24 protein-coding genes and 1 pseudogene are annotated in these 24,023 nt (G+C 56.4%); 18 read left to right on the top strand and 7 right to left on the bottom strand.

The window, feature by feature from the left end; translation table 11 throughout:
• Positions 1-75: 75 nt before the first annotated feature.
• A complete protein-coding gene (gene cyaY, locus ABLV66_RS24915; protein ID WP_015368867.1) occupies positions 76-396 on the bottom strand; it encodes an iron donor protein CyaY in 321 nt (106 codons plus the stop codon).
• A 139-nt stretch (positions 397-535) separates the two neighbouring features.
• Here cyaY and lptM point away from each other — a divergent pair, with 139 nt between their 5' ends.
• From lptM to corA, 8 genes are all read left to right on the top strand, one after another.
• Entirely contained in the window at positions 536-739 is a 204-nt protein-coding gene (gene lptM, locus ABLV66_RS24910; protein ID WP_020077593.1) for an LPS translocon maturation chaperone LptM, read from the top strand.
• A gap of 35 nt (positions 740-774) precedes the next feature.
• Positions 775-1,599, top strand: a complete 825-nt coding sequence (dapF, locus tag ABLV66_RS24905; RefSeq protein ID WP_032713809.1) for a diaminopimelate epimerase — start codon at positions 775-777, stop codon at positions 1,597-1,599.
• Positions 1,596-2,303 (top strand): DUF484 domain-containing protein, encoded by a 708-nt coding sequence (locus ABLV66_RS24900; RefSeq protein ID WP_015368864.1) that lies wholly within the window; start codon positions 1,596-1,598, stop codon positions 2,301-2,303. Before dapF ends, ABLV66_RS24900 begins: the two co-directional genes overlap by 4 nt.
• Complete coding sequence (gene xerC, locus ABLV66_RS24895) at positions 2,300-3,202, top strand: tyrosine recombinase XerC (protein WP_045395583.1); 903 nt, start codon at positions 2,300-2,302, stop codon at positions 3,200-3,202. Before ABLV66_RS24900 ends, xerC begins: the two co-directional genes overlap by 4 nt.
• Complete coding sequence (yigB, locus tag ABLV66_RS24890; RefSeq protein WP_315712027.1) at positions 3,202-3,918, top strand: 5-amino-6-(5-phospho-D-ribitylamino)uracil phosphatase YigB; 717 nt, start codon at positions 3,202-3,204, stop codon at positions 3,916-3,918. The genes xerC and yigB overlap by 1 nt, the downstream gene beginning before the upstream one ends.
• A gap of 63 nt (positions 3,919-3,981) precedes the next feature.
• Entirely contained in the window at positions 3,982-6,144 is a 2,163-nt protein-coding gene (gene uvrD / locus ABLV66_RS24885; protein WP_032709535.1) for a DNA helicase II, read from the top strand.
• Positions 6,145-6,292: 148 nt separating this feature from the next.
• Positions 6,293-6,349, top strand: a complete 57-nt coding sequence (ysgD, locus tag ABLV66_RS24880) for a YsgD/CorL family protein (protein ID WP_349815745.1) — start codon at positions 6,293-6,295, stop codon at positions 6,347-6,349.
• Between the two features lie 150 nt (positions 6,350-6,499).
• Positions 6,500-7,450 carry a magnesium/cobalt transporter CorA gene (gene corA, locus ABLV66_RS24875; protein WP_045389308.1) on the top strand — a complete coding sequence of 317 codons (951 nt, stop codon included), beginning with the start codon at positions 6,500-6,502 and terminating at the stop codon, positions 7,448-7,450.
• A gap of 88 nt (positions 7,451-7,538) precedes the next feature.
• Here the strand turns inward: corA and rarD are convergent, their stop codons facing one another.
• Positions 7,539-8,432 carry an EamA family transporter RarD gene (gene rarD / locus ABLV66_RS24870; protein WP_045389280.1) on the bottom strand — a complete coding sequence of 298 codons (894 nt, stop codon included), beginning with the start codon at positions 8,430-8,432 and terminating at the stop codon, positions 7,539-7,541.
• Between the two features lie 48 nt (positions 8,433-8,480).
• Positions 8,481-8,945, bottom strand: coding sequence for an acyl-CoA thioesterase YigI (gene yigI / locus ABLV66_RS24865; RefSeq protein ID WP_004097567.1), 465 nt, complete (start codon positions 8,943-8,945; stop codon positions 8,481-8,483).
• 153 nt (positions 8,946-9,098) lie between these two features.
• Here yigI and pldA point away from each other — a divergent pair, with 153 nt between their 5' ends.
• From pldA to rhtC, 3 genes are all read left to right on the top strand, one after another.
• Positions 9,099-9,971 carry a phospholipase A gene (gene pldA / locus ABLV66_RS24860; protein WP_045389277.1) on the top strand — a complete coding sequence of 291 codons (873 nt, stop codon included), beginning with the start codon at positions 9,099-9,101 and terminating at the stop codon, positions 9,969-9,971.
• Between the two features lie 67 nt (positions 9,972-10,038).
• Positions 10,039-11,865: an ATP-dependent DNA helicase RecQ gene (gene recQ / locus ABLV66_RS24855; protein WP_015368858.1), complete on the top strand. Its 1,827-nt coding sequence runs from the start codon at positions 10,039-10,041 to the stop codon at positions 11,863-11,865.
• Positions 11,866-11,926: 61 nt separating this feature from the next.
• Complete coding sequence (rhtC, locus tag ABLV66_RS24850; RefSeq protein WP_045395590.1) at positions 11,927-12,547, top strand: threonine export protein RhtC; 621 nt, start codon at positions 11,927-11,929, stop codon at positions 12,545-12,547.
• A 47-nt stretch (positions 12,548-12,594) separates the two neighbouring features.
• Here rhtC and ABLV66_RS24845 read toward each other — a convergent pair.
• Positions 12,595-12,822, bottom strand: a pseudogene (locus ABLV66_RS24845) (Rpn/YhgA-type helix-turn-helix domain-containing protein); the annotation flags it as partial.
• 1 nt (position 12,823) lies between these two features.
• Positions 12,824-13,444 carry a homoserine/homoserine lactone efflux protein gene (rhtB, locus tag ABLV66_RS24840; RefSeq protein ID WP_015368855.1) on the bottom strand — a complete coding sequence of 207 codons (621 nt, stop codon included), beginning with the start codon at positions 13,442-13,444 and terminating at the stop codon, positions 12,824-12,826.
• 109 nt (positions 13,445-13,553) lie between these two features.
• Between rhtB and pldB the strand changes: the two genes are divergently transcribed.
• The 3 genes from pldB (at position 13,554) to ABLV66_RS24825 (ending at position 16,379) form a co-directional block, all read left to right on the top strand.
• Positions 13,554-14,546 (top strand): lysophospholipase L2, encoded by a 993-nt coding sequence (pldB, locus tag ABLV66_RS24835; protein ID WP_045395594.1) that lies wholly within the window; start codon positions 13,554-13,556, stop codon positions 14,544-14,546.
• A 44-nt stretch (positions 14,547-14,590) separates the two neighbouring features.
• Positions 14,591-15,391: a sugar/pyridoxal phosphate phosphatase YigL gene (gene yigL / locus ABLV66_RS24830; RefSeq protein ID WP_015368853.1), complete on the top strand. Its 801-nt coding sequence runs from the start codon at positions 14,591-14,593 to the stop codon at positions 15,389-15,391.
• Positions 15,392-15,479: 88 nt separating this feature from the next.
• Positions 15,480-16,379, top strand: a complete 900-nt coding sequence (locus ABLV66_RS24825) for a carboxylate/amino acid/amine transporter (protein WP_047045702.1) — start codon at positions 15,480-15,482, stop codon at positions 16,377-16,379.
• Here the strand turns inward: ABLV66_RS24825 and metR are convergent.
• The gene (gene metR / locus ABLV66_RS24820; RefSeq protein WP_015703991.1) at positions 16,267-17,220 is read right to left on the bottom strand and encodes an HTH-type transcriptional regulator MetR; all 954 of its coding nucleotides are present in this window, start codon (positions 17,218-17,220) and stop codon (positions 16,267-16,269) included. The two genes, ABLV66_RS24825 and metR, sit on opposite strands and share 113 nt — an antisense overlap.
• Positions 17,221-17,440: 220 nt before the next feature.
• Here metR and metE point away from each other — a divergent pair, with 220 nt between their 5' ends.
• Positions 17,441-19,705, top strand: a complete 2,265-nt coding sequence (metE, locus tag ABLV66_RS24815) for a 5-methyltetrahydropteroyltriglutamate--homocysteine S-methyltransferase (protein WP_348877222.1) — start codon at positions 17,441-17,443, stop codon at positions 19,703-19,705.
• A 59-nt stretch (positions 19,706-19,764) separates the two neighbouring features.
• Here metE and ABLV66_RS24810 read toward each other — a convergent pair whose 3' ends face one another.
• Positions 19,765-20,577 (bottom strand): dienelactone hydrolase family protein, encoded by an 813-nt coding sequence (locus ABLV66_RS24810; RefSeq protein WP_045395602.1) that lies wholly within the window; start codon positions 20,575-20,577, stop codon positions 19,765-19,767.
• A gap of 266 nt (positions 20,578-20,843) precedes the next feature.
• Between ABLV66_RS24810 and udp the strand changes: the two genes are divergently transcribed.
• The 3 genes from udp to ubiE all read left to right on the top strand — a co-directional run bounded on the left by udp (position 20,844) and on the right by ubiE (position 24,017).
• Entirely contained in the window at positions 20,844-21,605 is a 762-nt protein-coding gene (udp, locus tag ABLV66_RS24805) for a uridine phosphorylase (protein WP_004181652.1), read from the top strand.
• Between the two features lie 137 nt (positions 21,606-21,742).
• Complete coding sequence (gene rmuC / locus ABLV66_RS24800) at positions 21,743-23,191, top strand: DNA recombination protein RmuC (RefSeq protein WP_047078527.1); 1,449 nt, start codon at positions 21,743-21,745, stop codon at positions 23,189-23,191.
• 70 nt (positions 23,192-23,261) lie between these two features.
• Complete coding sequence (gene ubiE, locus ABLV66_RS24795) at positions 23,262-24,017, top strand: bifunctional demethylmenaquinone methyltransferase/2-methoxy-6-polyprenyl-1,4-benzoquinol methylase UbiE (RefSeq protein WP_045395605.1); 756 nt, start codon at positions 23,262-23,264, stop codon at positions 24,015-24,017.
• Positions 24,018-24,023: the final 6 nt, after the last annotated feature.

Below are 24,023 nucleotides of genomic sequence, written 5' to 3'. Positions count from 1 at the left end.
TTAGCAGGGCTACGGTTCTATGTCGTCGGGTAGCCCGGATAAGGCGCAATGCGCCGCCATCCGGGAAAGACGCCATTAACGGAAGCTCACCGTCTCGCCGGCCTGATTGCTCGCCGCCTGCTCCAGCAGATCCCAGAAGCGTTCGCCGCTACGATCGCAGATCCACTCGTCGCCTTGCAGATCGAAGTGATAGCCGCCTTGCTTGGTCGCCAGCCAGACCTGATGCAGCGGTTCCTGACGGTTGATGATGATTTTACTGCCATTTTCGAAGCTGATGGTCAGCACGCCGCCGTTGATTTCGCAGTCGATATCGCTGTCGCCGTCCCAGTCGTCCAGACGTTCTTCGATGGTCATCCACAGGCTATCGGCCAGGCGATGGAATTCACTGTCGTTCATGGTTCTATCCTGCTTTTTTGAAGATGGCCGCAGTATAGCGCGAAACAAAAGCGCGCGCAGTCAGATGCTAAACGCTTGCTTTTACGTCTTCTCCTGCGATGATAGAAAGCAGTAACGAATGAATCATGGGCAACTATCAATGAAAAACGTTTTACCCACGCTTGCCGTTCTGTTTGCAATCTTCAGCCTGACCGGCTGCGGTTTGAAAGGGCCGCTGTATTTCCCGCCGGCAGACAAAACCGCGCCGCCGCCGACCAAGCCGGTTAACCCAGGCATTCAGAGCGCGACGCCGGATCGTAACGATCGCGGCGATAATGGCGGTCCGACCCAGGTTAACTATTAACGATAACGTTCTGTTCCGCGCAATTGGAGTAGATAATGCAGTTCTCTAAAATGCATGGCCTCGGCAACGACTTCATGGTTGTTGATGCGGTAACGCAGAATGTTTTCTTCTCACCGGAGCTGATTCGTCGCCTTGCGGATCGGCATCTTGGCGTCGGTTTCGACCAGCTGTTGGTTGTCGAGCCGCCGTACGATCCCGATCTGGACTTCCACTACCGTATCTTCAATGCTGACGGTAGCGAAGTCTCGCAGTGCGGCAACGGCGCGCGCTGCTTCGCCCGCTTTGTCCGTTTAAAAGGCCTGACCAATAAACGTGATATCCGCGTGAGCACCGCCAACGGGCGTATGGTATTAAGCGTAACGGAAGATGATCTGGTGCGCGTTAACATGGGCGAGCCGAATTTCGAGCCGTCTCAGGTCCCGTTCCGCGCTAACAAAGCGGAAAAGACCTATATTATGCGCGCGGCTGAACAGACAATATTGTGCGGCGTCGTCTCAATGGGCAACCCGCACTGCGTGATTCAGGTCGATAACGTGGACACCGCCGCGGTTGAAACCCTCGGTCCGGTAATGGAAAGCCACGAACGTTTTCCGGAACGCGCCAATATCGGCTTTATGCAGGTAGTGGAACGCTCCCATATTCGTCTGCGCGTCTATGAACGCGGCGCAGGCGAAACGCAGGCCTGCGGCAGCGGCGCCTGTGCGGCGGTGGCGGTCGGTATCCAACAGGGATTACTCGCCGAAGAGGTACGCGTGGAATTGCCAGGCGGGCGTCTCGACATCGCCTGGAAAGGTCCGGGTCAACCGTTGTATATGACTGGCCCGGCGGCACACGTCTACGACGGATTTATTCATCTATGAAACAGATCGGGGAAGAACAGCAGGAACTCGCCACAGCGCTCGACGACAGCGCGGTAGTAGATTATCTGCTGCAAAATCCTGAGTTCTTTATTCGTAATGCGGCGCAGGTTGAGCATATCCGCGTCCCGCATCCGGTGCGCGGCACCATCTCGCTGGTAGAGTGGCATATGCTGCGGGCGCGTAACCATATCAACGTGCTGGAAGAGAACATGACGCTGCTGATGGAACAGGCGACGGCCAATCAAAGCCTGTTTCAGCGCCTGTTCCATCTGCAGACGCGGCTGGCGTCCGCCGATAGCCTGGATGAAATGCTCAACCGCTTTCATCGTTGGGCGCGCGAGCTTGGCCTGGCGGGCGCAACGGTGCGCCTGTTTCCGGACAGCTGGCATCTCGGCGCGCCGTCTAAATTCACCCATCTGGCGCTGAGCCGGCAGGCGTTCGAACCCATTCGTATTCAGCGGCTGGGCCAGGCACGTCACTATCTTGGTCCGCTGAACGGGCCAGAGCTGCTGGTGGTGCTGCCGGATGCGAAAGCTATCGGCTCGGTGGCGATGTCGCTACTGGGCGATGATGACGCGCCGGGGGTGATGTTCTTCAGCAGCCGCGATCCACAACATTATCAGCAAGGCCAGGGAACACAGCTACTGCAGGAGATTGCGCGCATGCTGCCCGGCCTGCTGGAGCGCTGGATTGAACGCGCATGACCGACTCCCCGCTATTCGCCTGCGTCGACCGCTTCCTGCGCTATCTCGGCGTAGAGCGCCAGCTTAGCCCGATTACGCTCACTAACTACCAGCGTCAGCTGGAAGCGCTGATCGCGCTGGCGGATGATGCCGGATTAAAAAGCTGGCAGCAGTGTGACGCCGCTCAGGTACGTAGCTTTGCGGTGCGTAGCCGCCGTGCGGGCTTAGGCCCGGCGAGTCTGGCGCTGCGGCTTTCCGCCCTGCGCAGCTTTTTCGACTGGATGGTCAGCCAGGGCGAGCTGGCCGCTAACCCGGCGAAAGGGATTGCGGCGCCGAAGATCCCCCGCCATTTGCCGAAAAATATCGACGTTGATGATGTGAATCGGCTACTGGATATCGACCTCAACGACCCGCTCGCGGTGCGCGACCGGGCGATGCTGGAAGTGATGTACGGCGCGGGGCTGCGTCTTTCTGAGTTAGTTAACCTTGATATTAAGCACCTTGACCTGGAGTCAGGGGAAGTGTGGGTGATGGGGAAAGGCAGCAAAGAGCGCCGCCTGCCAATTGGACGCAACGCGGTGGCGTGGATCGAACACTGGCTGGATTTGCGCGGCCTGTTCGGCGGCGATGACGATGCGCTGTTCTTGTCGAAGCTGGGTAAGCGCATTTCAGCGCGCAACGTGCAGAAGCGGTTTGCCGAGTGGGGCATAAAGCAAGGGCTCAATAGCCACGTGCATCCGCATAAGCTGCGGCACTCTTTCGCGACGCATATGCTGGAGTCGAGCGGCGATCTACGCGGCGTGCAGGAGCTGCTGGGGCATGCCAATCTCTCCACCACCCAAATCTATACCCATCTCGATTTTCAACACCTTGCCTCGGTGTACGATGCCGCGCATCCGCGCGCTAAACGGGGGAAATAATGCGTTTTTACCGACCTCTGGGCCCGATCTCCGCGCTGACGTTCGACCTGGATGACACCCTTTACGATAACCGCCCGGTGATTGACCGGACGATGCAGGAATCGCTGACATTTGTGCGTAATTACCATCCGGCGCTGAGCCAGTTTGATGCAAGCGATCTTAACCGCCTGCGCCAAACGTTATTGACCTCAGAACCCGAGATTTATCACGATGTCACCGTCTGGCGCCACCGCGCGCTGGAGTTAGGGATGCGTAATGCCGGGCTCTCCGCCGCCGAGGCGAAAGCCGGCGCCGATGCGGCGATGGAAAATTTCGCCCACTGGCGCAGCCGCGTCGATGTGCCGCAGGAGACGCACGATACGCTGGCGAAGCTGGCGCAGAAATGGCCGCTGGTGGCTATCACCAACGGTAACGCCCAGCCGGAACAGTTCGGCCTGAATGACTATTTCCGTTTCGTGCTGCGCGCGGGTCCGGATGGTCGCTCCAAGCCGTTTGCCGATATGTACCATTTGGCGGCGGAGCGTCTGGATTTACCCCTCGGGCAGATTCTGCACGTCGGCGATGATCTGACCACCGACGTGGCTGGCGCTATTCGCTGTGGAATGCAGGCCTGCTGGATCAAGCCGCAGGACGCCTCATTGATGAAAACCGCCGATAGCCGCCTGCTGCCGCATATTGAAATTTCACGGTTGGCATCTCTGACCTCGCTGATATAATCACCAGTAACTCTGTATATATTAACAGGGGTTCGTGGAACCCCTTCTCTTCCGGCGGTGCCAATGGACGTTTCTTACCTGCTCGACAGCCTTAATGACAAACAGCGTGAAGCCGTAGCGGCCTCGCGCACCAATATGCTGGTTCTGGCAGGGGCGGGCAGTGGTAAGACGCGCGTACTGGTGCACCGTATCGCCTGGCTGCTGAGCGTGGAGAACTGCTCGCCGTATTCCATTATGGCGGTGACCTTTACCAACAAAGCGGCGGCGGAGATGCGCCACCGTATCGGCCAACTGATGGGCACCACCCAGGGCGGTATGTGGGTCGGCACCTTCCACGGCCTGGCCCATCGCCTGCTACGCGCCCATCATCTGGATGCCAACCTGCCGCAGGATTTCCAAATCCTCGATAGCGAAGATCAGCTGCGCCTGCTGAAGCGCCTGATTAAGGCGATGAACCTGGATGAGAAGCAATGGCCGCCGCGTCAGGCGATGTGGTACATCAACAGCCAAAAAGATGAAGGGCTGCGCCCGCACCATATTCAGAGCTACGGCAACCCGGTCGAACAGACCTGGCAGAAGGTGTATCAGGCCTATCAGGAAGCCTGCGATCGCGCCGGGCTGGTGGACTTTGCCGAGCTGTTGCTGCGCGCGCACGAACTGTGGCTGAACAAACCGCATATCCTGCAGCACTACCGCGAGCGCTTCACCAATATTCTCGTCGACGAATTCCAGGATACCAACAACATTCAGTATGCCTGGATCCGCCTGCTGGCGGGCGATACCGGCAAAGTTATGATTGTCGGCGATGATGACCAGTCGATTTACGGCTGGCGCGGCGCGCAGGTCGAAAACATTCAGCGCTTCCTGAATGACTTCCCGGGCGCGGAAACTATTCGTCTGGAGCAGAACTATCGTTCAACCAGCAATATTCTCAGCGCCGCCAACGCCCTGATTGAAAACAACAACGGGCGGCTGGGCAAAAAACTGTGGACCGACGGCGCCGACGGCGAGCCCATTTCGCTGTACTGCGCCTTCAACGATCTCGATGAAGCGCGTTTCGTGGTTAACCGAATTAAAACCTGGCAGGAGAACGGCGGGGCGCTGGAGCAGTGCGCCATTCTCTACCGTAGCAACGCCCAGTCGCGCGTGCTGGAAGAGGCGCTGCTGCAGGCCAGCATGCCGTACCGTATTTATGGCGGCATGCGCTTCTTCGAACGTCAGGAAATCAAAGATGCGCTCTCTTATCTGCGCCTGATTGCCAACCGCAACGACGACGCGGCGTTTGAGCGTGTGGTCAATACGCCTACCCGCGGCATCGGCGATCGGACCCTGGATGTGGTGCGCCAGACCTCGCGCGATCGTCAGCTGACGCTGTGGCAGGCCTGCCGCGAGCTGCTGAAAGAGAAAGTGCTGGCAGGCCGCGCTGCCAGCGCTCTGCAGCGCTTTATGGAGCTTATCGACGCGCTGGCGCAGGAAACCGCCGATATGCCGCTACATGTCCAGACTGACCGGGTCATTAAAGATTCCGGCCTGCGTATGATGTACGAGCAGGAAAAAGGCGAGAAGGGCCAGACCCGTATCGAAAACTTAGAGGAACTGGTGACGGCGACGCGCCAGTTCAGCTACAACGAAGAAGATGAAGATCTGATGCCGCTGCAGGCGTTCCTCTCCCACGCCGCGCTGGAAGCGGGCGAAGGGCAGGCGGATACCTGGCAGGATGCGGTACAGCTGATGACTCTGCACTCGGCGAAAGGGCTGGAGTTCCCGCAGGTGTTTATCGTCGGCGTTGAAGAGGGGATGTTCCCGAGCCAGATGGCGCTTGATGAGGGCGGTCGTCTGGAGGAAGAGCGTCGTCTGGCCTACGTCGGCGTGACGCGCGCGATGCAAAAACTGACGCTGACCTACGCCGAAACCCGCCGTTTGTACGGTAAAGAGGTTTACCATCGCCCATCGCGCTTTATCGGCGAGCTGCCGGAAGAGTGCGTGGAAGAGGTGCGGCTGCGAGCGACGGTGAGCCGCCCGGTTAACCATCAGCGTCTCGGTACCCCGGTGGCGGAGAACGATACCGGCTATAAGCTGGGCCAACGAGTGCGGCATCCGAAGTTCGGTGAAGGCACCATCGTCAACCTTGAGGGCAGCGGTGAGCATAGCCGGCTGCAGGTGGCTTTTCAGGGGCAGGGAATTAAATGGCTGGTCGCCGCCTACGCACGCCTGGAAACGGTGTAACTTTAAGAAAAATATAATTTTTTTGTAATAATCTGCTAGCCTTATATGCTAAAGGGCAGGATTTGCTCTTTAGCGTTCCCTTGCGTGTTGACGCCGTTTTGGCGCTGGCGTAACATGCGCGCACGATTACGCTAAGAGGACATTCGCCTTGGACACACCCAGTAGATGCTGGCTCAACTTCCTGTCATTCAGGAACAACTCCTAAGGCTATCCCCTTATGCCGATAGCCTTAGCGGTTGTCGGCGACCCGTCCTATTCCCGTCGCTCTGAGTCAGGCTTAATGGTCTGAAACCCAAATAGTTTCTGTGTGCCCATCGAACTGTCCGATAAATTTTTTGTATTGGGAGTCCCGGTCATGCTGAGCGCATTTCAACTGGAAAATAATCGTTTAACGCGCCTTGAGGCCGATGAGATCAAGCATCTTGCCAGCTCGGTGTGGGTCGACCTGGTCGAGCCTGACGATGATGAACGTAGCCGTGTGCAAACGGAGTTAGGCCAGAACCTGGCGACGCGCCCGGAACTGGAAGACATCGAAGCGTCAGCGCGTTTCTTTGAAGACGAAGATGGTTTACACATCCACTCCTTTTTCTTTTTCGAAGATGCTGACGATCACGCCGGTAACTCAACCGTGGCGTTCACTATCCGCGAAGGCCGCCTGTTTACCCTGCGCGAGCGTGAACTGCCCGCTTTCCGCCTGTACCGCATGCGCGTGCGTAATCAGACGCTGATTGATGGCAACGCCTACGAGCTGCTGTTAGATCTGTTCGAGACCAAAATCGAACAGTTAGCGGATGAGATAGAAAACATCTACAGCGACCTGGAAAAGCTGAGCCGCGTCATTATGGAAGGCCATCAGGGCGATGAGTATGACGAAGCGCTGTCGACGCTGGCGGAACTGGAAGATATCGGCTGGAAAGTACGTCTCTGTCTGATGGATACCCAGCGCGCGCTCAACTTCCTCGTGCGCAAGGCGCGTCTGCCGGCAGGCCAGCTGGAACAGGCGCGAGAGATCCTGCGAGATATCGAATCCCTGCTACCGCACAACGAATCGCTGTTCCAGAAGGTGAACTTCCTGATGCAGGCGGCGATGGGTTTCATCAATATCGAGCAGAACCGCATTATCAAGATCTTCTCGGTGGTTTCGGTCGTGTTCCTGCCGCCGACGCTGGTGGCGTCCAGCTACGGGATGAACTTTGAGTTTATGCCGGAACTCCACTGGAGCTTTGGTTATCCGGGAGCCATCGTGTTTATGATGTTGGCCGGCCTGGCGCCGTATCTCTACTTCAAGCGTAAAAACTGGCTGTAGTTGTTGTGCCGGATGCGCTTCGCTTATCCGGGCCTACGTGTTGTGCTTTTGTAGGCCGGATAAGGCGTAGCCGACATCGGGTAATATCTTATCCCCGACGCCCCCTTCTTTGCGTATATACCGCATCCATCACGAATATCGCCAGCGCCACCCAGATAAAGGCGAAGGTGACCATTTTATCCGTGCCCGGCACTTCACCGTAGAACGTTACCGCCAGCAGGAACATCAGCGTCGGGCCGATGTACTGGAAAAAGCCCAACGTGGACAAGCGCAGGCGGGTCGCCGCGCCGGTGAAGCACAGCAGGGGGATGGTGGTTACCACACCCGCTGCCATTAGCAGTAAATTGAGCGACCAGGGGTTGTCTCCCATATGGCTGGTTGGGCTATCGGTGATGCCGAAAAGCCAGATCGCCGCCACTGGCAGCAGCCATAGCGTTTCCACCAGCATGCCGGTCTGCGCATCGACGGCGATTTTCTTACGTACCAGTCCGTAGAAGGCAAAGCTGAAGGCTAGCCCCAGGCCGATTACCGGCAGTGAACCGAAGGTCCAAAGTTGCACCAGCACGCCGCAAAAAGCGAGGATCACCGCCAACCACTGTAGACGGCGAAAGCGTTCGCCGAGGAAAATCATTCCCAGCAGAATATTCACCAGTGGGTTAATGAAGTAGCCGAGGCTAGCTTCCAGCATATGGTGGTTATTGACTGCCCAGATAAAGAGCAACCAGTTGCCGCCGACCAGCACCGCAGAGAGCGCCAGCAGGAAGATCTTGCGCGGGGTTTTTAGCAGTTTTTTTACCTGCGGCCACTGGCGGCTGACGCTGATGAGCGCCACCATGAAAAAGAAAGACCAGATCACGCGATGCGTCAGGATTTCATCGGCGGGAACGTAGTAAATAAGTTTGAAGTACGCCGGCGCGATACCCCAGATAAAGTAGGCGGCCAGCGCCAGCATAACGCCCAGCCGCGTTTGTTTTGCGTCCATTGGTATAATCCATTGCCAAAAAGAGTGATGTTACTCGATCTGCGGCAATCAACCCACCATATAGGTAGCCGTGGCGCTGGCGATATAAACCTGCTCTTCGTTATGCAACTCGACGCGGGCCACGGCGACTTTGTTTCCGGCGCGCAGCAGGCTGCTGGTGGCGGTAAAACGCTCGCCGCGGCCAGGGCGTAAGTAATCGACGCGCAAATCGATAGTTCCCATCCGCGAGAGGCGCTGGCGCAGCTCTTCTTCATTGATAGTGTCATGGCGAGTCAGGGTGCTGCCGACGCAGACCAGTCCAGCGGCGACATCCAGCGCAGAGGCGATAACGCCGCCGTGCAGAATACTCTGCGCCCAATTGCCTACCATCATCGGCTGATTATTAAAGCTGAGCTGGGCAAACTCTTTTTCATAACGTTCCAGCTCAAGCCCCAGCGCACGGTTAAAAGGCATGTGATAAACAAAAATCTCTCCCACCAGCTTTAGCGCGGCGGCGGCGGTCAGTTCAGACATAGCAGAGGTCCATTTCGTTAATGAAATGTTGATTTTATGCTTCAAAAATATTGATTTCCACTTTCGGAGGCGATAACGCAGCGGGAGGCAGATAAACAGGTAGAATGGCAGCAGGACAAAACATTAATAAGAACCCTTTTCAGGAGAACAGTAATGCGTATCTCTTTGACCTGGCTGCTGGCGCTTAGCGCGCTGCCGGCCAGCGTTCTGGCGCAGGACGCGCCGCTTAATCAAGCCGTTCATGACAAACCCGCGGTGCGGGGCAGCATTATCGCCAACCTGCTGCAGGACCATGATAATCCGTTCCTGCTTTATCCTTATGAGAGCAACTATCTGCTCTATACGTGGACCAGCGATCTCAATAAAGAGGCCATCCGCAGTTACGACTGGGCCGATGACGCGCGTAAGGATGAGGTGAAGTTCCAGCTCAGCCTGGCATTCCCGTTATGGCGCGGCATCCTTGGCGATAATTCGCTGCTTGGCGCCTCCTATACGCAAAAATCCTGGTGGCAGCTCTCTAACAGTAAAGGCTCGGCGCCGTTTCGCGAAACCAACTACGAGCCTCAGCTCTTCCTTGGCTTCGCGACGGATTATGAGTTTGCCGGCTGGACTTTGCGCGATATCGAAGTCGGCTATAACCACGATTCCAATGGCCGTTCCGATCCAACGTCACGTAGCTGGAACCGCCTGTATACTCGCCTGATGGCGCAAAACGGTAACTGGCTGGTTGAAGTGAAGCCGTGGTATGTGGTCGGCAGTACCGATGATAACCCCGATATCACCAAATACATGGGTTACTACCGCCTGAAGATTGGCTACCAGCTGGGGGAGGCTATTTTTAGCGCTCAGGGGCAATATAACTGGAATACCGGCTACGGCGGCGCGGAAATCGGGGTCAGTTACCCTATTACCAAGCACGTGCGCGCCTATACTCAGGTGTACAGCGGTTATGGCGAGTCGCTTATCGACTATAACTTCAATCAGACGCGCGTCGGCGTCGGCGTGATGCTCAACGATCTGTTTTAATCGTTGCACTCTGGCTCGCAGGCGCTGAAAATAGCGCCTGTTTTCTTTTCAGGCGAATGGGGTCAACGTGGCACAGGCGGAAGTATTAAATCAGGAATCGCTGGCTAAGCAGGTTTTACAAGAGACCTTCGGCTACCAGCAGTTCCGCCCGGGCCAGGAATCGATTATCGCCACGGCGCTGGAAGGCCGCGATTGCCTGGTGGTGATGCCGACCGGCGGCGGTAAATCGCTGTGCTACCAGGTACCTGCATTGGTCCTCGGCGGCCTGACGGTTGTCGTGTCGCCGCTGATTTCGCTGATGAAAGACCAGGTCGATCAACTGCTGGCAAACGGTGTCGCCGCGGCCTGTCTTAACTCGACGCAAAGCCGCGAGCAGCAGCAAGAGGTGATGGCGGGCTGCCGCAGCGGGCAGATTCGTCTGCTGTATATCGCGCCGGAACGCCTGATGCTGGATAACTTCCTGGAGCATCTGAGCCACTGGAACTTAGCGATGCTGGCGGTGGATGAGGCGCACTGTATCTCGCAATGGGGCCATGATTTCCGCCCGGAATATGCCGCGTTGGGCCAGCTGCGCCAGCGGATGCCGCATATTCCGTTTATGGCGCTCACCGCCACCGCTGATGACACCACCCGTCGCGATATTGTTCGCCTGCTGGGGCTTAACGATCCGCTGATTCAGGTTAGTAGCTTCGATCGCCCCAATATCCGCTATATGCTGATGGAGAAATTTAAGCCGCTCGATCAGTTGATGCGATACGTCCAGGATCAGCGCGGTAAATCAGGGATTATCTACTGCAACAGCCGTTCTAAAGTTGAAGACACCGCAGCCAGGCTGCAAAGCCGTGGCATCAGCGCGGCGGCCTACCATGCTGGCCTGGAAAATGATATTCGTGCCGACGTGCAGGAGAAATTCCAGCGTGACGATCTGCAGATCGTGGTGGCGACGGTGGCCTTCGGTATGGGCATTAACAAGCCGAACGTCCGCTTTGTGGTGCACTTTGATATCCCGCGCAATATTGAATCCTATTATCAGGAAACCGGCCGCGCCGGGCGTGACGGCCTGCCGGCGGAAGCGATGCTGTTTTACGATCCGGCGGATATGGCGTGGCTGCGCCGCTGCCTGGAGGAGAAGCCCGCCGGGCCGCTGCAGGATATTGAACGTCATAAGCTGAATGCGATGGGCGCCTTCGCCGAAGCGCAGACCTGTCGCCGTCTGGTGCTGCTGAACTATTTTGGCGAAGGGCGCCAGGAGCCGTGCGGCAACTGTGATATCTGCCTTGACCCGCCAAAGCAGTACGATGGCTTAATGGACGCGCGCAAGGCGCTTTCAACTATTTACCGGGTGAATCAACGCTTCGGGATGGGCTACGTGGTTGAAGTACTCCGCGGCGCCAACAATCAGCGTATCCGCGACCTGAACCACGATAAACTGCCGGTTTACGGTATTGGTCGCGAGCAGAGCCACGAGCACTGGGTGAGCGTGATTCGCCAGTTAATCCACCTCGGACTGGTGACGCAAAATATTGCCCAGCACTCCGCGCTGCAGCTCACCGAGGCCGCGCGTCCTGTACTGCGTGGTGAAGTCCCGCTGCAGCTCGCCGTGCCGCGTATCGTGGCGCTAAAACCGAAAGCGATGCAGAAATCCTTCGGCGGCAATTACGACCGCAAGCTGTTCGCCAAGCTGCGTAAATTACGTAAAGCGATCGCCGACGAGGAGAATATCCCGCCATATGTCGTGTTTAACGACGCGACGCTGATTGAGATGGCCGAACAGTCGCCGCTTACCGCCGGGGAGATGCTTAGCGTCAACGGCGTGGGGACTCGTAAGCTTGAGCGCTTCGGTAAAGAATTCATGGCGCTGATACGTGCTCATGTCGATGGCGATGATGAGTAGTCAGCCGCGGGAAAAGGTGCCAGAATAGTTTCCTTCTTCACTATTTCCCTGCGAGTTAAACATGTTGATGCTTTTTCTCACCGTGGCGCTGGTGCACATCATTGCGCTAATGAGCCCGGGGCCGGATTTTTTCTTCGTTTCGCAAACCGCGGTGAGCCGTTCGCGCAAAGAGGCGATGATGGGCGTGCTGGGGATCACCGGCGGCGTGATGGTTTGGGCGGGCGTCGCGCTGCTCGGCTTACATCTGATTATCGAGAAAATGGCCTGGCTGCATACGTTGATTATGGTCGGCGGCGGTCTCTATCTGTGCTGGATGGGCTATCAAATGCTGCGCGGCGCGTTAAAGAAAACCGACGTTGTCGCGGCGGAACCGCAGGTTGAGCTGGCGCGTAGCGGGCGCAGTTTCCTGAAGGGCCTGCTGACTAACCTCGCCAACCCGAAAGCGATTATCTACTTTGGTTCGGTCTTCTCGCTGTTCGTTGGCGATAACATTGGCGCCGGCGCGCGCTGGGGGATTTTCCTGCTGATCGTTCTTGAAACGCTGGCGTGGTTCACCATCGTGGCCAGCCTGTTCGCACTACCGCAAATGCGCCGCGGCTATCAGCGGATGGCAAAGTGGATAGACGGCATCGCGGGAACCCTGTTTGCCGGTTTCGGCATCCATCTGATTATTTCGCGTTAACGTGTTATGCGATTCCCCGCTCGGTTTGTTGCCGGGTGGGGTTGATATTAGTGACGAAGACGCTGTAGCTCATCGCTGGTCAAACCGGTCATTTCCAGGATCGCATCGTCATCAATGCCGCGATTGAGCATCGCTGCGGCGACCTGTAAAAGGGCCTGTAGTTTTCCTTCTTTGATGCCTTCTTTAATGCCTTTCTCTCTGCCTTCTGCGAGCCACGTTTCTGCCAGAGTCATTAGCATTCCTCCATGCTGCGGCACACGCTGTGCCAGCTTATATTCAGGCGTGACGGGCGGAAGCGAGCAGCGCTCCCACCAGCATAAACAGCGAACCAAACACTTTATTCAGCGCCTTCATTTGCTTCGGACCTTTAATCCAGGCCGCAATGCGCTGCGCCAGCGTCGCGTAACCGATCATCACAATGATATCGACCACAATGGTGGTGACGCCAAGTACCAGGTACTGCATCACCTGCGGCTGATGCGGGACGATGAACTGGGGAAACAGCGCGGCGAGGAAGACGATACTTTTGGGGTTGGTCAGATTGACGAACACCGCGCGTTTATAGAGCTTACCGCGGCTTTGAGTGCGCGCCAGCGTATTCAGGTCGATTGAACCCGCCGCCCGCCATTGCTGGATCCCCAGCCAGATAAGATAAGCCGCGCCCGCCCATTTCAACACTTCAAATGCCAGTACCGAGCGTGAGAAGAGCGTGCCCAGACCGACGCCAACCAGCACGATATGAATGGCCAATCCGGTTTGCAGGCCGGCAATAGAGGCTGCCGCGCCGCGATAGCCGTGGTTGATGGATGTGGTCATGGTATTAATCGCGCCGGAACCCGGCGACAGGCTGAGAATGATTGATGTCAGCAGATAAGCGAACCACCACTCGAAGGTCATGAGAATCTCCCTGATTGTCTATTTTTATGCCACAATACGCTATTGCATCAGCATTGTGTGATGTGCGACAAAAAAACGATTTTCAGCGGTTAACAGGGGTGTAAACCCGATGTTTGGGCAGCAAAAGGACTGGGACACACGAGAAAACGCGTTTGCGGCCTTTACCATGGGGCCGCTGACGGATTTTTGGCATCAGCGGGAAGAAGCTGAATTTACGGGCGTCGATAAGGTTCCGGTACGCTTTGTGCGCTTTTGCGCCGCAAATAATGACCGGCTGGTGGTTATTTGCCCCGGCCGCATCGAAAGCTACGTGAAGTACGCCGAACTAGCCTACGATCTCTTCCACAGCGGCTTTGACGTAATGATTATCGATCACCGCGGTCAGGGGCGCTCCGGTAGGTTGCTGTCTGATACCCACCGCGGTCATGTTGTGCGCTTTAGCGACTATGTTGACGATCTGGCTGCGCTTTGGCAGCAGGAAGTGGTTCCCGGCCACTGGCGTAAACGTTTTATTCTCGCCCACTCGATGGGCGGCGCCATTGCCACGCTGTTCTTGCAGCGTCACCGGCAGCATTGTGACGCCATTGCTTTGTGCGCGCCAATGTTTGGCATCATCATGCGCCTGCCGGACTGGATGGTGCGCCATATTCTCGACTGGGCTGAGGGCCATCAGCGTATTCGTGAAGAGTATGCCATCGGTACGGGCCGCTGGCGGGCGCTGCCGTTTTCGCTCAATGTATTGACTCATAGCCGTCAGCGCTATCGTCGTAATCTGCGTTTTTATGCAGACGATCCGCGGCTGCGCGTCGGCGGGCCGACCTATCACTGGGTGCGCGAAGGTATTCTGGCCGGTGAAGAGATATTGGCTGGCGTCGAGAAAGATACGACTCCGACGCTATTGATTCAGGCCGAGGATGAAAGGGTGGTCGATAACCTGATGCACGACCGCTATTGCGAACTCCGTTCCGCTGCCGGACACCCTTGTGAAGGCGATAAGCCGCTCGTTATTGAAGGGGCATATCACGAGATCCTTTTTGAAAAGGACGCTATGCGCTCAGTCGCGCTAAATGCCATCGTCGATTTTTTCAATCGACATACTTAATCCGACGATAGATCTCGTCGCCCTGCTTAGAGGTTAAATTTTTTATGTACCAGGTTGTTGCGTCTGATTTAGATGGCACGCTGCTTTCCCCCGACCATTTCCTCACCCCCTATGCCAAAGAAACACTGAAACTACTCACCGCGCGCGGGATAAATTTCGTTTTCGCCACTGGTCGCCACTATATCGATGTGGGACAGATCCGCGATAATCTCGGCATTAAGTCGTACATGATCACCTCTAACGGCGCCCGCGTACACGATAGCGAAGGAAAACAAATCTTCGCCCATAACCTCGACCGCGATATCGCCAGCGATCTGTTTGAGATGGTGCGTAACGATGTGAAGATTGTGACCAACGTCTATCGTGAAGATGAATGGTTTATGAATCGCCATCGCCCGGAAGAGATGCGTTTCTTCAAAGAGGCGGTATTCAACTACAAGCTTTATGAACCGGGCGAGCTGGATGCGGATGGCATCAGCAAAGTTTTCTTCACCTGTGAAGATCATGAACATTTGCTGCCGCTTGAGCAGGCTATCAACGCGCGCTGGGGCGACCGCGTGAATGTGAGTTTCTCCACGTTGACCTGCCTTGAAGTGATGGCCGGCGGTGTATCGAAAGGGCATGCGCTGGAGGCCGTCGCGAAAATGCTTGGCTACAGCCTCAAAGAGTGTATCGCCTTTGGCGACGGCATGAACGACGCCGAGATGCTGTCGATGGCCGGTAAAGGCTGCATCATGGCGAACGCCCATCAGCGGTTGAAGGACTTGCATCCGGAGCTGGAAGTGATCGGCAGCAACGCCGATGATGCTGTACCGCATTACCTGCGCAAGCTGTACCTCGATTGATAAAGATTGACGATTGGCTAATAACTAGTCAGTCGTCAACCTCTCTCTCCGCTACAATGCCTGTTCTTTATTCAATGAGACGACCATTGTGGCGCTATTAATTATCACCACTATCCTGTGGGCCTTTTCGTTTAGCCTGATTGGCGAATACCTTGCCGGTAGCGTCGATAGCTATTTTTCCGTGCTGATGCGCGTGGGCCTGGCAGCGCTGGTGTTCCTGCCTTTCCTGCGTACGCGCGGCCAGTCTCCGCGTACCATCGTGCTCTACATGTTGGTAGGGGCGATGCAGCTTGGGATTATGTATTTGCTGGCTTTCCGCGCCTATCTCTATCTGACAGTCTCCGAATTTCTGTTGTTTACGGTCTTTACCCCGCTGTATATCACCCTGATTTACGATCTGATCAGCGGCCGTAAACTACGCTGGGGCTATCTGCTTAGCGCGGCGCTGGCGGTGTTAGGGGCGGCGATCATCCGCTATGACAAAGTCAGCGATCACTTCTGGACCGGGCTATTGCTGGTACAGCTGTCGAATATCTGTTTCGCCATCGGTATGGTGGGCTACAAGCGTCTGATGGAAGTCCGTCCAATGCCGCAACACAATGCCTTTGCCTGGTTCTATGCCGGCGCCTTTATCGTGGCGGTAGCGGCGTGGTTTATGCTGGGCAATCCGCAGAGGTTGCCGTCCACCGGTCTGCAGTGGGGGGTTCTGGTATGGCTGGGCGTGGTCGCTTCCGGGTTGGGTTACTTCATGTGGAACTACGGCGCGACGCAGGTGGATGCCGGTACGTTGGGGATCATGAATAACGTTCACGTCCCCGCCGGGCTGTTGGTTAATCTCGCTATCTGGCAGGAGCAGCCTCACTGGCCGAGCTTTATCATTGGCGCGCTGGTAATCCTGGCTTCGCTATGGGTCCATCGCCGCTGGGTCGCTCCGCACTCCGTACAAACGGCAGATGATCGCAAGCGTGATTCCGCGCTGAGCGAATAAACGCTTCTGTTACCGGCTGGCGTTGCTCGCCATCGCGCACCGCGGCGTACAGCCGGCTCCACAGTCCTTCTCCCAGGGTTTTGGTGACAATCAAACCCTGGCGTTCAAAACTTTCCACCACCCAGTGCGGCAGGGCGGCAATACCCATTCGCGCGGCGACCATCTGAATCAGCAGCAGCGTGTTATCGACGCTTTTCAACTGCGGGCTGATCCCCGCCGGTTGCAGGAAGTGGCGCCAGATATCCAGTCGCCCGCGCTGTACCGGATAAATCAGTAACGTTTCCGCAGCCAGATCTTCCGGCGAGATGCGCGTTTTCGCCGCCAGTGGATGTTCCGGAGCTAACACCAGACGAACTTCATAATCAAACATCGGTGAATAGTGCAGGCCGCTACGCGGCAAAATATCTGAGGTCATCACCAGATCGAGTTCGCCCTGCTGCAGGGCTGGCTGCGGGTCAAAAGTGACGCCGGACTGAAAATCAACTTCCACCAGCGGCCAGCGGGCGCGGAAGCTTTCCAGCGCCGGGGTGAGCCACTGAATGCAGCTATGGCACTCAATCGCCAGCCGCAGACGGGTTTGCTGTGGTTCATTGCAATCCTGTAGCGCGCGAGCGATTTGCGGCAGCACCTGATTGGCTAACTGCAGCAGAATTTCCCCTTGCGGCGTAAAGCGCAGCGGCTGGCTTTTACGCACAAATAAACGGAAGCCAAGGCGCTGTTCCAGATCGCTAAACTGGTGGGACAGGGCCGACTGGGTTTGGTGCAGGGCTGCCGCCGCGCCCGCCAGCGAACCGCTGTTCCGCAACGCCTGTAGCGTTTTCAGGTGTTTAATCTCGATCATGAATGTCCTTCACTTCGGCATGAATAATTTGCGCTTGAGGAATATACAGTACCTTTACATTATGGATGTGTAAACATCTGGATGGCTAAAATCCTTCGTCTTTTGAATTTATGGTGCGTTGGCTGCGTTCGCTCACCCCAGTCACTTGGGGATGAGCAAACTTGCCGCCTTCCCTGAATACAAAATCCTTTGGATTAATAATTAATTAGAGGAAGAACACATGACCATTATTAATCACACCCTCGGTTTTCCTCGCGTTGGCCTTCGCCGCGAGCTGAAAAAAGCGCAAGAGAGCTACTGGGCGGGCAACGCCACGCGTGAAGAGCTGCTGGCGGTAGGTCGCGAGCTGCGCGCTCGTCACTGGGAGCAGCAGAAACAGGCGGGCATTGATCTGCTGCCGGTGGGCGATTTTGCCTGGTACGACCATGTTCTGACCACCAGCCTGCTGCTGGGCAACGTGCCGGCTCGTCATCAGAACAAAGACGGCACCGTCGATATCGATACCCTGTTCCGCATTGGTCGCGGCCGCGCGCCGACCGGTGAACCCGCTGCCGCCGCGGAAATGACCAAGTGGTTCAACACCAACTATCACTACATGGTGCCGGAATTTGTCCAGGGCCAACAGTTCAAGCTGAGCTGGACCCAACTGCTGGATGAAGTGGACGAAGCGCTGGCGCTGGGCCACAAGATTAAGCCTGTACTGCTGGGGCCGGTAACCTATCTGTGGCTGGGCAAAGTAAAAGGCGAACAGTTTAATCGTCTAAGCCTGTTGAACGATATCCTTCCGGTTTACCAGCAGGTACTGGGCGAGCTGACGAAGCGCGGCATTGAGTGGGTGCAGATTGATGAGCCGGCGCTGGTTCTGGAGCTGCCGCAAGCATGGCTGGATGCCTTTAAACCAGCTTATGAAGCCCTGCAGGGGCAGGTAAAACTACTGCTGACTACCTATTTTGAAGGGATCACCGACAACCTTGATGTTATCACCGCGCTGCCGGTACAGGGGCTACACGTCGATCTTGTGCACGGTAAAGATGAGGTGGCTGAACTACATAAACGCCTGCCGGCCGACTGGCTGTTATCCGCCGGGCTGATCAATGGTCGTAACGTCTGGCGCGCCGATCTCACGGAAAAATATGCGCAAATAAAGTCGCTTGTCGGTCAACGTGAGCTATGGGTCGCCTCTTCCTGCTCCTTGCTGCATAGCCCGATCGATCTGAGCGTAGAGACCCGTCTTGATGCCGAAGTAAAAAGTTGGTTTGCTTTCGCCCTGCAGAAGTGTGGCGAACTGGCGCTGCTACGCGACGCGCTGAACAGCGGTGATACGACGGCGATCGAGGCGTGGAGCGCGCCAATTCAGGCTCGTCGCCATTCGACTCGCGTACACAACGCGGCAGTGGAAAAAAGGCTGGCGGCAATCACTGCTCAGGACAGCCAGCGCACCAGCCCTTATGCCGAGCGCGCACAGGCGCAGCGCAAACGCTTTAACCTGCCAGCATGGCCGACGACGACGATCGGTTCATTCCCGCAGACAACCGAAATTCGTACCCTACGTCTGGACTTCAAAAAGGGCAATCTTGACGCCAGCCATTATCGGACGGGTATTGCCGAACATATTAAGCAGGCGATCGTCGAACAAGAACGTCTGGGTTTAGACGTGCTGGTGCACGGAGAAGCCGAGCGAAACGACATGGTGGAGTATTTCGGTGAGCATCTGGACGGTTTCATCTTCACGCAAAACGGTTGGGTGCAAAGCTATGGCTCTCGCTGCGTGAAGCCGCCGGTGGTTATCGGCGATGTCAGCCGTCCGCAAGCGATCACCGTCGAATGGGCGAAGTACGCGCAGTCTCTTACCGACAAGCCGGTCAAAGGCATGTTGACCGGTCCGGTAACCATTCTGTGCTGGTCCTTCCCGCGCGAGGATGTCAGCCGTGAAACAATCGCGAAGCAGATTGCGCTGGCGCTGCGCGATGAAGTGGCGGATCTGGAGGCGGCCGGTATCGGTATTATCCAGATTGATGAACCGGCACTGCGCGAAGGTCTGCCGCTGAAGCGCAGCGATTGGAATGCTTATCTACAGTGGGGCGTCGAGGCTTTCCGCATCAACGCCGCGGTTGCTAAGGATGACACCCAGATTCATACCCACATGTGTTATTGCGAGTTCAATGACATCATGGATTCTATCGCCGCGCTGGATGCCGACGTCATCACCATTGAAACCTCGCGTTCTGACATGGAACTGCTGGAATCGTTTGAAGAGTTTGAATATCCAAACGAAATCGGCCCTGGCGTGTACGATATCCACTCGCCAAACGTGCCGAGCGTGGAGTGGATTGAAGGATTGCTGGAGAAAGCCGCGCAGCGTATCCCGGCGGAGCGCTTGTGGGTTAACCCGGACTGCGGCCTGAAAACCCGCGGTTGGCCGGAAACCCGCGCCGCGCTGGCGAACATGGTGCAAGCGGCGCAAAATCTGCGCGAATCAGCCTGATAGATACGCGGAAAACAACAGAGGAGGCCACGGCCTCCTCTTTTCATGTATCAGGCGAGTTACCCTTTTTTACCGCCATATTGAGCAAACCAGGCCAGCATCCGCTGCCAGCCGTCTTTGGCTGACTCTTCGTGATAGCTGGCGCGATAGTCGGCGTTAAAGGCGTGATCGGCCTCGGGATAGACCACGATCTCGGCGTTCGCATTTGCCGCCCGCAGCGCCTGGCGCATGGTCTCGACGGTATCCTGCGGAATACTGGCGTCTTTAGCGCCGTACAGGCCAAGCACCGGCGCGTTGAGATCGACCGCGATATCCACCGGGTGTTTTGGCGAATTCAGCGATTTTTCTCCCACCAGTTTGCCATACCAGGCGACGCCTGCCTTCAACTGCGGGTTATGCGCGGCATACAGCCAGGTAATGCGCCCGCCCCAGCAAAAACCGGTGATCAGCAGACGATGGGCATCGCCGCCATGGCGCGCCGCCCAACTGGCGACGTGGTCTAGATCCGCCAGCACCTGTGCGTCCGGCACCTTAGTGACCAGTTCTTTGAACAGGGTAGGGATATCGTTGTACTCATTCGGATCGCCCTGGCGAAAGTAGAGTTCTGGCGCAATCGCCAGATAGCCTTCCTGCGCCAGGCGGCGGCACAGATCGCGAATATGTTCATGTACGCCGAAAATCTCCTGCACCACGATAACGATCGGCAGCGGGCCGTCGGCGTTTTTCGGGCGGGCGTGATAGGCTGGCATATTCTCGCCCTGCGATGGGATCGAGGTTTCTCCGGCGACAATCTGCTCATCCGACGTATGGACGGCGGTCGAGGCGTGCGGCGAGGCTGCAGGTGCGAATCCAGGTTGCTTGGTGGTGGTCATGGTATTCTCCGTACCCTTATTTATTAGCGCAACACTAACTATAGACCCTTTAGTTCGGGCGGTAATAAAGCACAGTGCCTGAAAGCGGCTATCTTTTGTTCTATGACCGTGAATATAACTTGTTAATGTGATGTAAATCACTATTTGTTGAAAAACAAATGCAATCATTGTTATGCATGGTGACCATCATCACAAAAATAAGCGGGTGGCTTCTGTAAAGTACCCTTTTGCTTCTGCTGATACTTCGACCCACAGAGGAGTTTTTTATGTCCAAGTCTGATGTTTTTCATCTCGGCCTCACTAAGAACGATTTACAAGGGGCTACGCTGGCTATCGTCCCTGGCGATCCGGAGCGTGTGGAAAAGATCGCCGCGCTGATGGATAAGCCGGTTAAGCTGGCATCACATCGTGAATTTACCTCCTGGCGCGCTGAGCTGGATGGCAAACCGGTGATTGTTTGCTCCACCGGTATCGGCGGCCCGTCGACCTCTATCGCCGTGGAAGAGCTGGCGCAGCTGGGGGTTCGTACCTTCCTGCGTATCGGCACCACCGGGGCGATTCAGCCGCACATCAACGTTGGTGATGTGCTGGTGACGACCGGTTCTGTCCGTCTGGATGGCGCCAGCCTGCACTTTGCGCCGATGGAGTTTCCGGCCGTTGCTGACTTCGCCTGCACCACCGCGCTGGTGGAAGCGGCGAAATCAATTGGTGCGACCACCCATATCGGTGTAACTGCCTCCTCTGATACCTTCTATCCAGGCCAGGAGCGTTACGACACCTTCTCCGGCCGTGTCGTGAGCCGCTTCAAAGGCTCGATGGAAGAGTGGCAGGCAATGGGCGTCATGAACTATGAAATGGAATCCGCTACGCTGCTGACCATGTGCGCCAGCCAGGGCCTGCGCGCCGGGATGGTGGCAGGGGTTATCGTCAACCGTACCCAGCAAGAGATCCCTAACGCCGAAACCATGAAGCAAACCGAAAGCCACGCGGTGAAAATCGTTGTGGAAGCGGCGCGCCGCCTGCTGTAGTTCTTCACTTTTTCTCGCAAGGCCGGACCCTCCGGCCTTTCTTTTTTGCGTAGCGCCTCGCAGGAAAATCCTTTTCAACTGGACGTTTGTACAGCACAATTCTATTTTGTGTCGTAAGTGGTTGCCGGGGAGGCGTTGTGGATATCTCTATTGTGATAAGCGCCGTGGTGGCGCTGGCGGCAGGGTTAATCGTTGGCTGGCTGGCGACAAAAGCCCGCGCCGATCAAATCCGTGCCGATCTCATTGAAGAGCGCCGCGAGCTGGATATCGAACTTAGCGCCGCACGTCAGCAGCTGGTGCAGGAATCGCACTGGCGCGATGAGTGCGAACTTCTCAACAACGAGCTGCGCAGCCTGCGTGATATCAACACCTCGCTGGAGGCCGACCTGCGGGAAGTGACCACTCGTCTGGAATCCACGCAGCTGCACGCCGAAGATAAAATCCGCCAGATGGTCAACAGCGAGCAGCGCCTGAGCGAGCAGTTTGAAAACCTGGCGAACCGCATATTCGAACACAGCAACCGCCGGGTTGATGAACAAAACCGGCAGAGCCTGCATGGCCTGCTGACGCCGCTCCGGGAACAGCTCGACGGCTTTCGTCGCCAGGTTCAGGACAGCTTCGGCCAGGAGGCGCGTGAGCGCCACACGCTGGCGCACGAAATCCGCAACCTGCAACAGCTGAACGCACAGATGGCGCAAGAGGCGTTAAACCTGACGAAAGCGCTGAAGGGCGATAACAAAACCCAGGGCAACTGGGGAGAAGTGGTGCTAACCCGCGTGCTGGAGGCCTCCGGCCTGCGCGAAGGCTATGAGTATCAAACACAGGTCAGCATCGAAACCGATAACCGCTCGCGGATGCAGCCGGACGTTATCGTGCGCCTGCCGCAGGGCAAAGACGTGGTTATCGACGCCAAAATGACTCTGGTCGCCTATGAGCGTTATTTCAACGCTGAGGATGATTACACCCGCGAAGCGGCGCTACAGGAGCATATTGCCTCGGTACGTAACCATATTCGCCTGCTGGGCCGCAAAGATTATCAACAACTGCCGGGGTTACGTTCGCTCGACTATGTATTGATGTTTATCCCCGTCGAGCCGGCGTTCCTGCTGGCTATCGACCGTCAGCCTGAGCTTATCAGCGAGGCGCTGAAGAACAATATTATGCTTGTTAGCCCAACAACCCTGCTGGTGGCGCTGCGCACTATCGCTAATTTGTGGCGCTATGAGCATCAAAGCCGTAACGCGCAGAAAATCGCCGAGCGCGCCGGGCGCCTGTACGACAAGATGCGGCTGTTTGTCGACGATATGTCGGCCATCGGCCAAAGCCTTGATAAAGCGCAGGATAACTATCGCCAGGCGATGAAAAAGCTCGCCTCGGGGCGCGGCAATCTGCTGGTACAGGCCGAGTCATTCCGTGGCCTGGGGGTCGAGGTTAAGCGCGGGATTAATCCTGATTTAGTCGAGCAGGCCACGGCGCAGGATGACGAATACCGCCTTGAGGAAGATGAAAATTCACCGCAGGAAGATGTGTTTAGCGCCGATTCCACGTCTGCAGCGAGAGCAAACGAGCACGTCAGGCCAAGCTGAAACGTATGGGAAATGGCCTGAATCTGTTACACTCGCTGAACATTTTCTTGATAAGTAAGCGGGCATAGAGATGGTTGAGGATTCACAAGAAACGACGCATTTTGGCTTTCAAACGGTAGCCAAAGAGCAGAAGGCGGACATGGTGGCGCATGTATTCCATTCTGTCGCTGCAAAATATGATGTGATGAACGACTTAATGTCGTTCGGGATTCATCGCTTGTGGAAGCGCTTCACCATCGACTGCAGCGGCGTGCGTCGTGGGCAAACCGTGCTGGACTTAGCGGGCGGTACCGGCGACCTGACGGCGAAGTTTTCCCGTCTGGTGGGCGAAACCGGTCGCGTGATGCTCGCCGATATCAACGATTCGATGCTCAAAATGGGCCGCGAAAAACTGCGCAACATCGGTATTGTCGGTAACGTTGAGTACGTTCAGGCCAACGCCGAAGCGCTGCCGTTTGCGGATAACACCTTTGACTGCATCACCATCTCCTTTGGCCTGCGTAACGTTACCGATAAAGACAAAGCGCTGCGTTCAATGTACCGCGTGCTGAAACCGGGCGGACGTTTGCTGGTTCTGGAGTTCTCCAAACCGATTCTCGAACCACTGAGCAAAGCCTACGACGCTTATTCCTTCCACGTGCTGCCGAAAGTCGGCGAACTGGTGGCAAACGATGCGGAAAGCTATCGCTATCTGGCGGAATCCATCCGCATGCATCCCGATCAGGAGACCCTGAAAGGCATGATGCAGGAGGCGGGTTTTGAAAGCGTCGACTACTACAATCTGACGGCAGGTATTGTCGCGCTACACCGCGGCTATAAGTTCTGACAGGAG

Source organism: Klebsiella sp. CN_Kp073, from assembly GCF_040065495.2.
Lineage (GTDB): Bacteria > Pseudomonadota > Gammaproteobacteria > Enterobacterales > Enterobacteriaceae > Klebsiella > Klebsiella aerogenes.
Note: the sequence above shows the minus strand (reverse complement) of the source record. Positions and strands in the feature narration are given on the sequence as shown.

What these genes read in the sequence shown, in the direction of transcription:
- metE (WP_348877222.1), top strand. Translation starts at nt 17,441, where the DNA reads ATGACCATTATTAATCACACCCTCGGTTTTCCTCGCGTTGGCCTTCGC.
- yigB (WP_315712027.1), top strand. Translation starts at nt 3,202, where the DNA reads ATGCGTTTTTACCGACCTCTGGGCCCGATCTCCGCGCTGACGTTCGAC.
- metR (WP_015703991.1), bottom strand. Translation starts at nt 17,220, where the DNA reads ATGATCGAGATTAAACACCTGAAAACGCTACAGGCGTTGCGGAACAGC.
- xerC (WP_045395583.1), top strand. Translation starts at nt 2,300, where the DNA reads ATGACCGACTCCCCGCTATTCGCCTGCGTCGACCGCTTCCTGCGCTAT.
- corA (WP_045389308.1), top strand. Translation starts at nt 6,500, where the DNA reads ATGCTGAGCGCATTTCAACTGGAAAATAATCGTTTAACGCGCCTTGAG.
- yigL (WP_015368853.1), top strand. Translation starts at nt 14,591, where the DNA reads ATGTACCAGGTTGTTGCGTCTGATTTAGATGGCACGCTGCTTTCCCCC.
- ubiE (WP_045395605.1), top strand. Translation starts at nt 23,262, where the DNA reads ATGGTTGAGGATTCACAAGAAACGACGCATTTTGGCTTTCAAACGGTA.
- pldA (WP_045389277.1), top strand. Translation starts at nt 9,099, where the DNA reads ATGCGTATCTCTTTGACCTGGCTGCTGGCGCTTAGCGCGCTGCCGGCC.
- rhtB (WP_015368855.1), bottom strand. Translation starts at nt 13,444, where the DNA reads ATGACCTTCGAGTGGTGGTTCGCTTATCTGCTGACATCAATCATTCTC.
- ABLV66_RS24900 (WP_015368864.1), top strand. Translation starts at nt 1,596, where the DNA reads ATGAAACAGATCGGGGAAGAACAGCAGGAACTCGCCACAGCGCTCGAC.
- udp (WP_004181652.1), top strand. Translation starts at nt 20,844, where the DNA reads ATGTCCAAGTCTGATGTTTTTCATCTCGGCCTCACTAAGAACGATTTA.
- pldB (WP_045395594.1), top strand. Translation starts at nt 13,554, where the DNA reads ATGTTTGGGCAGCAAAAGGACTGGGACACACGAGAAAACGCGTTTGCG.
- uvrD (WP_032709535.1), top strand. Translation starts at nt 3,982, where the DNA reads ATGGACGTTTCTTACCTGCTCGACAGCCTTAATGACAAACAGCGTGAA.
- rhtC (WP_045395590.1), top strand. Translation starts at nt 11,927, where the DNA reads ATGTTGATGCTTTTTCTCACCGTGGCGCTGGTGCACATCATTGCGCTA.
- dapF (WP_032713809.1), top strand. Translation starts at nt 775, where the DNA reads ATGCAGTTCTCTAAAATGCATGGCCTCGGCAACGACTTCATGGTTGTT.
- lptM (WP_020077593.1), top strand. Translation starts at nt 536, where the DNA reads ATGAAAAACGTTTTACCCACGCTTGCCGTTCTGTTTGCAATCTTCAGC.
- yigI (WP_004097567.1), bottom strand. Translation starts at nt 8,945, where the DNA reads ATGTCTGAACTGACCGCCGCCGCCGCGCTAAAGCTGGTGGGAGAGATT.
- rarD (WP_045389280.1), bottom strand. Translation starts at nt 8,432, where the DNA reads ATGGACGCAAAACAAACGCGGCTGGGCGTTATGCTGGCGCTGGCCGCC.
- cyaY (WP_015368867.1), bottom strand. Translation starts at nt 396, where the DNA reads ATGAACGACAGTGAATTCCATCGCCTGGCCGATAGCCTGTGGATGACC.
- ABLV66_RS24810 (WP_045395602.1), bottom strand. Translation starts at nt 20,577, where the DNA reads ATGACCACCACCAAGCAACCTGGATTCGCACCTGCAGCCTCGCCGCAC.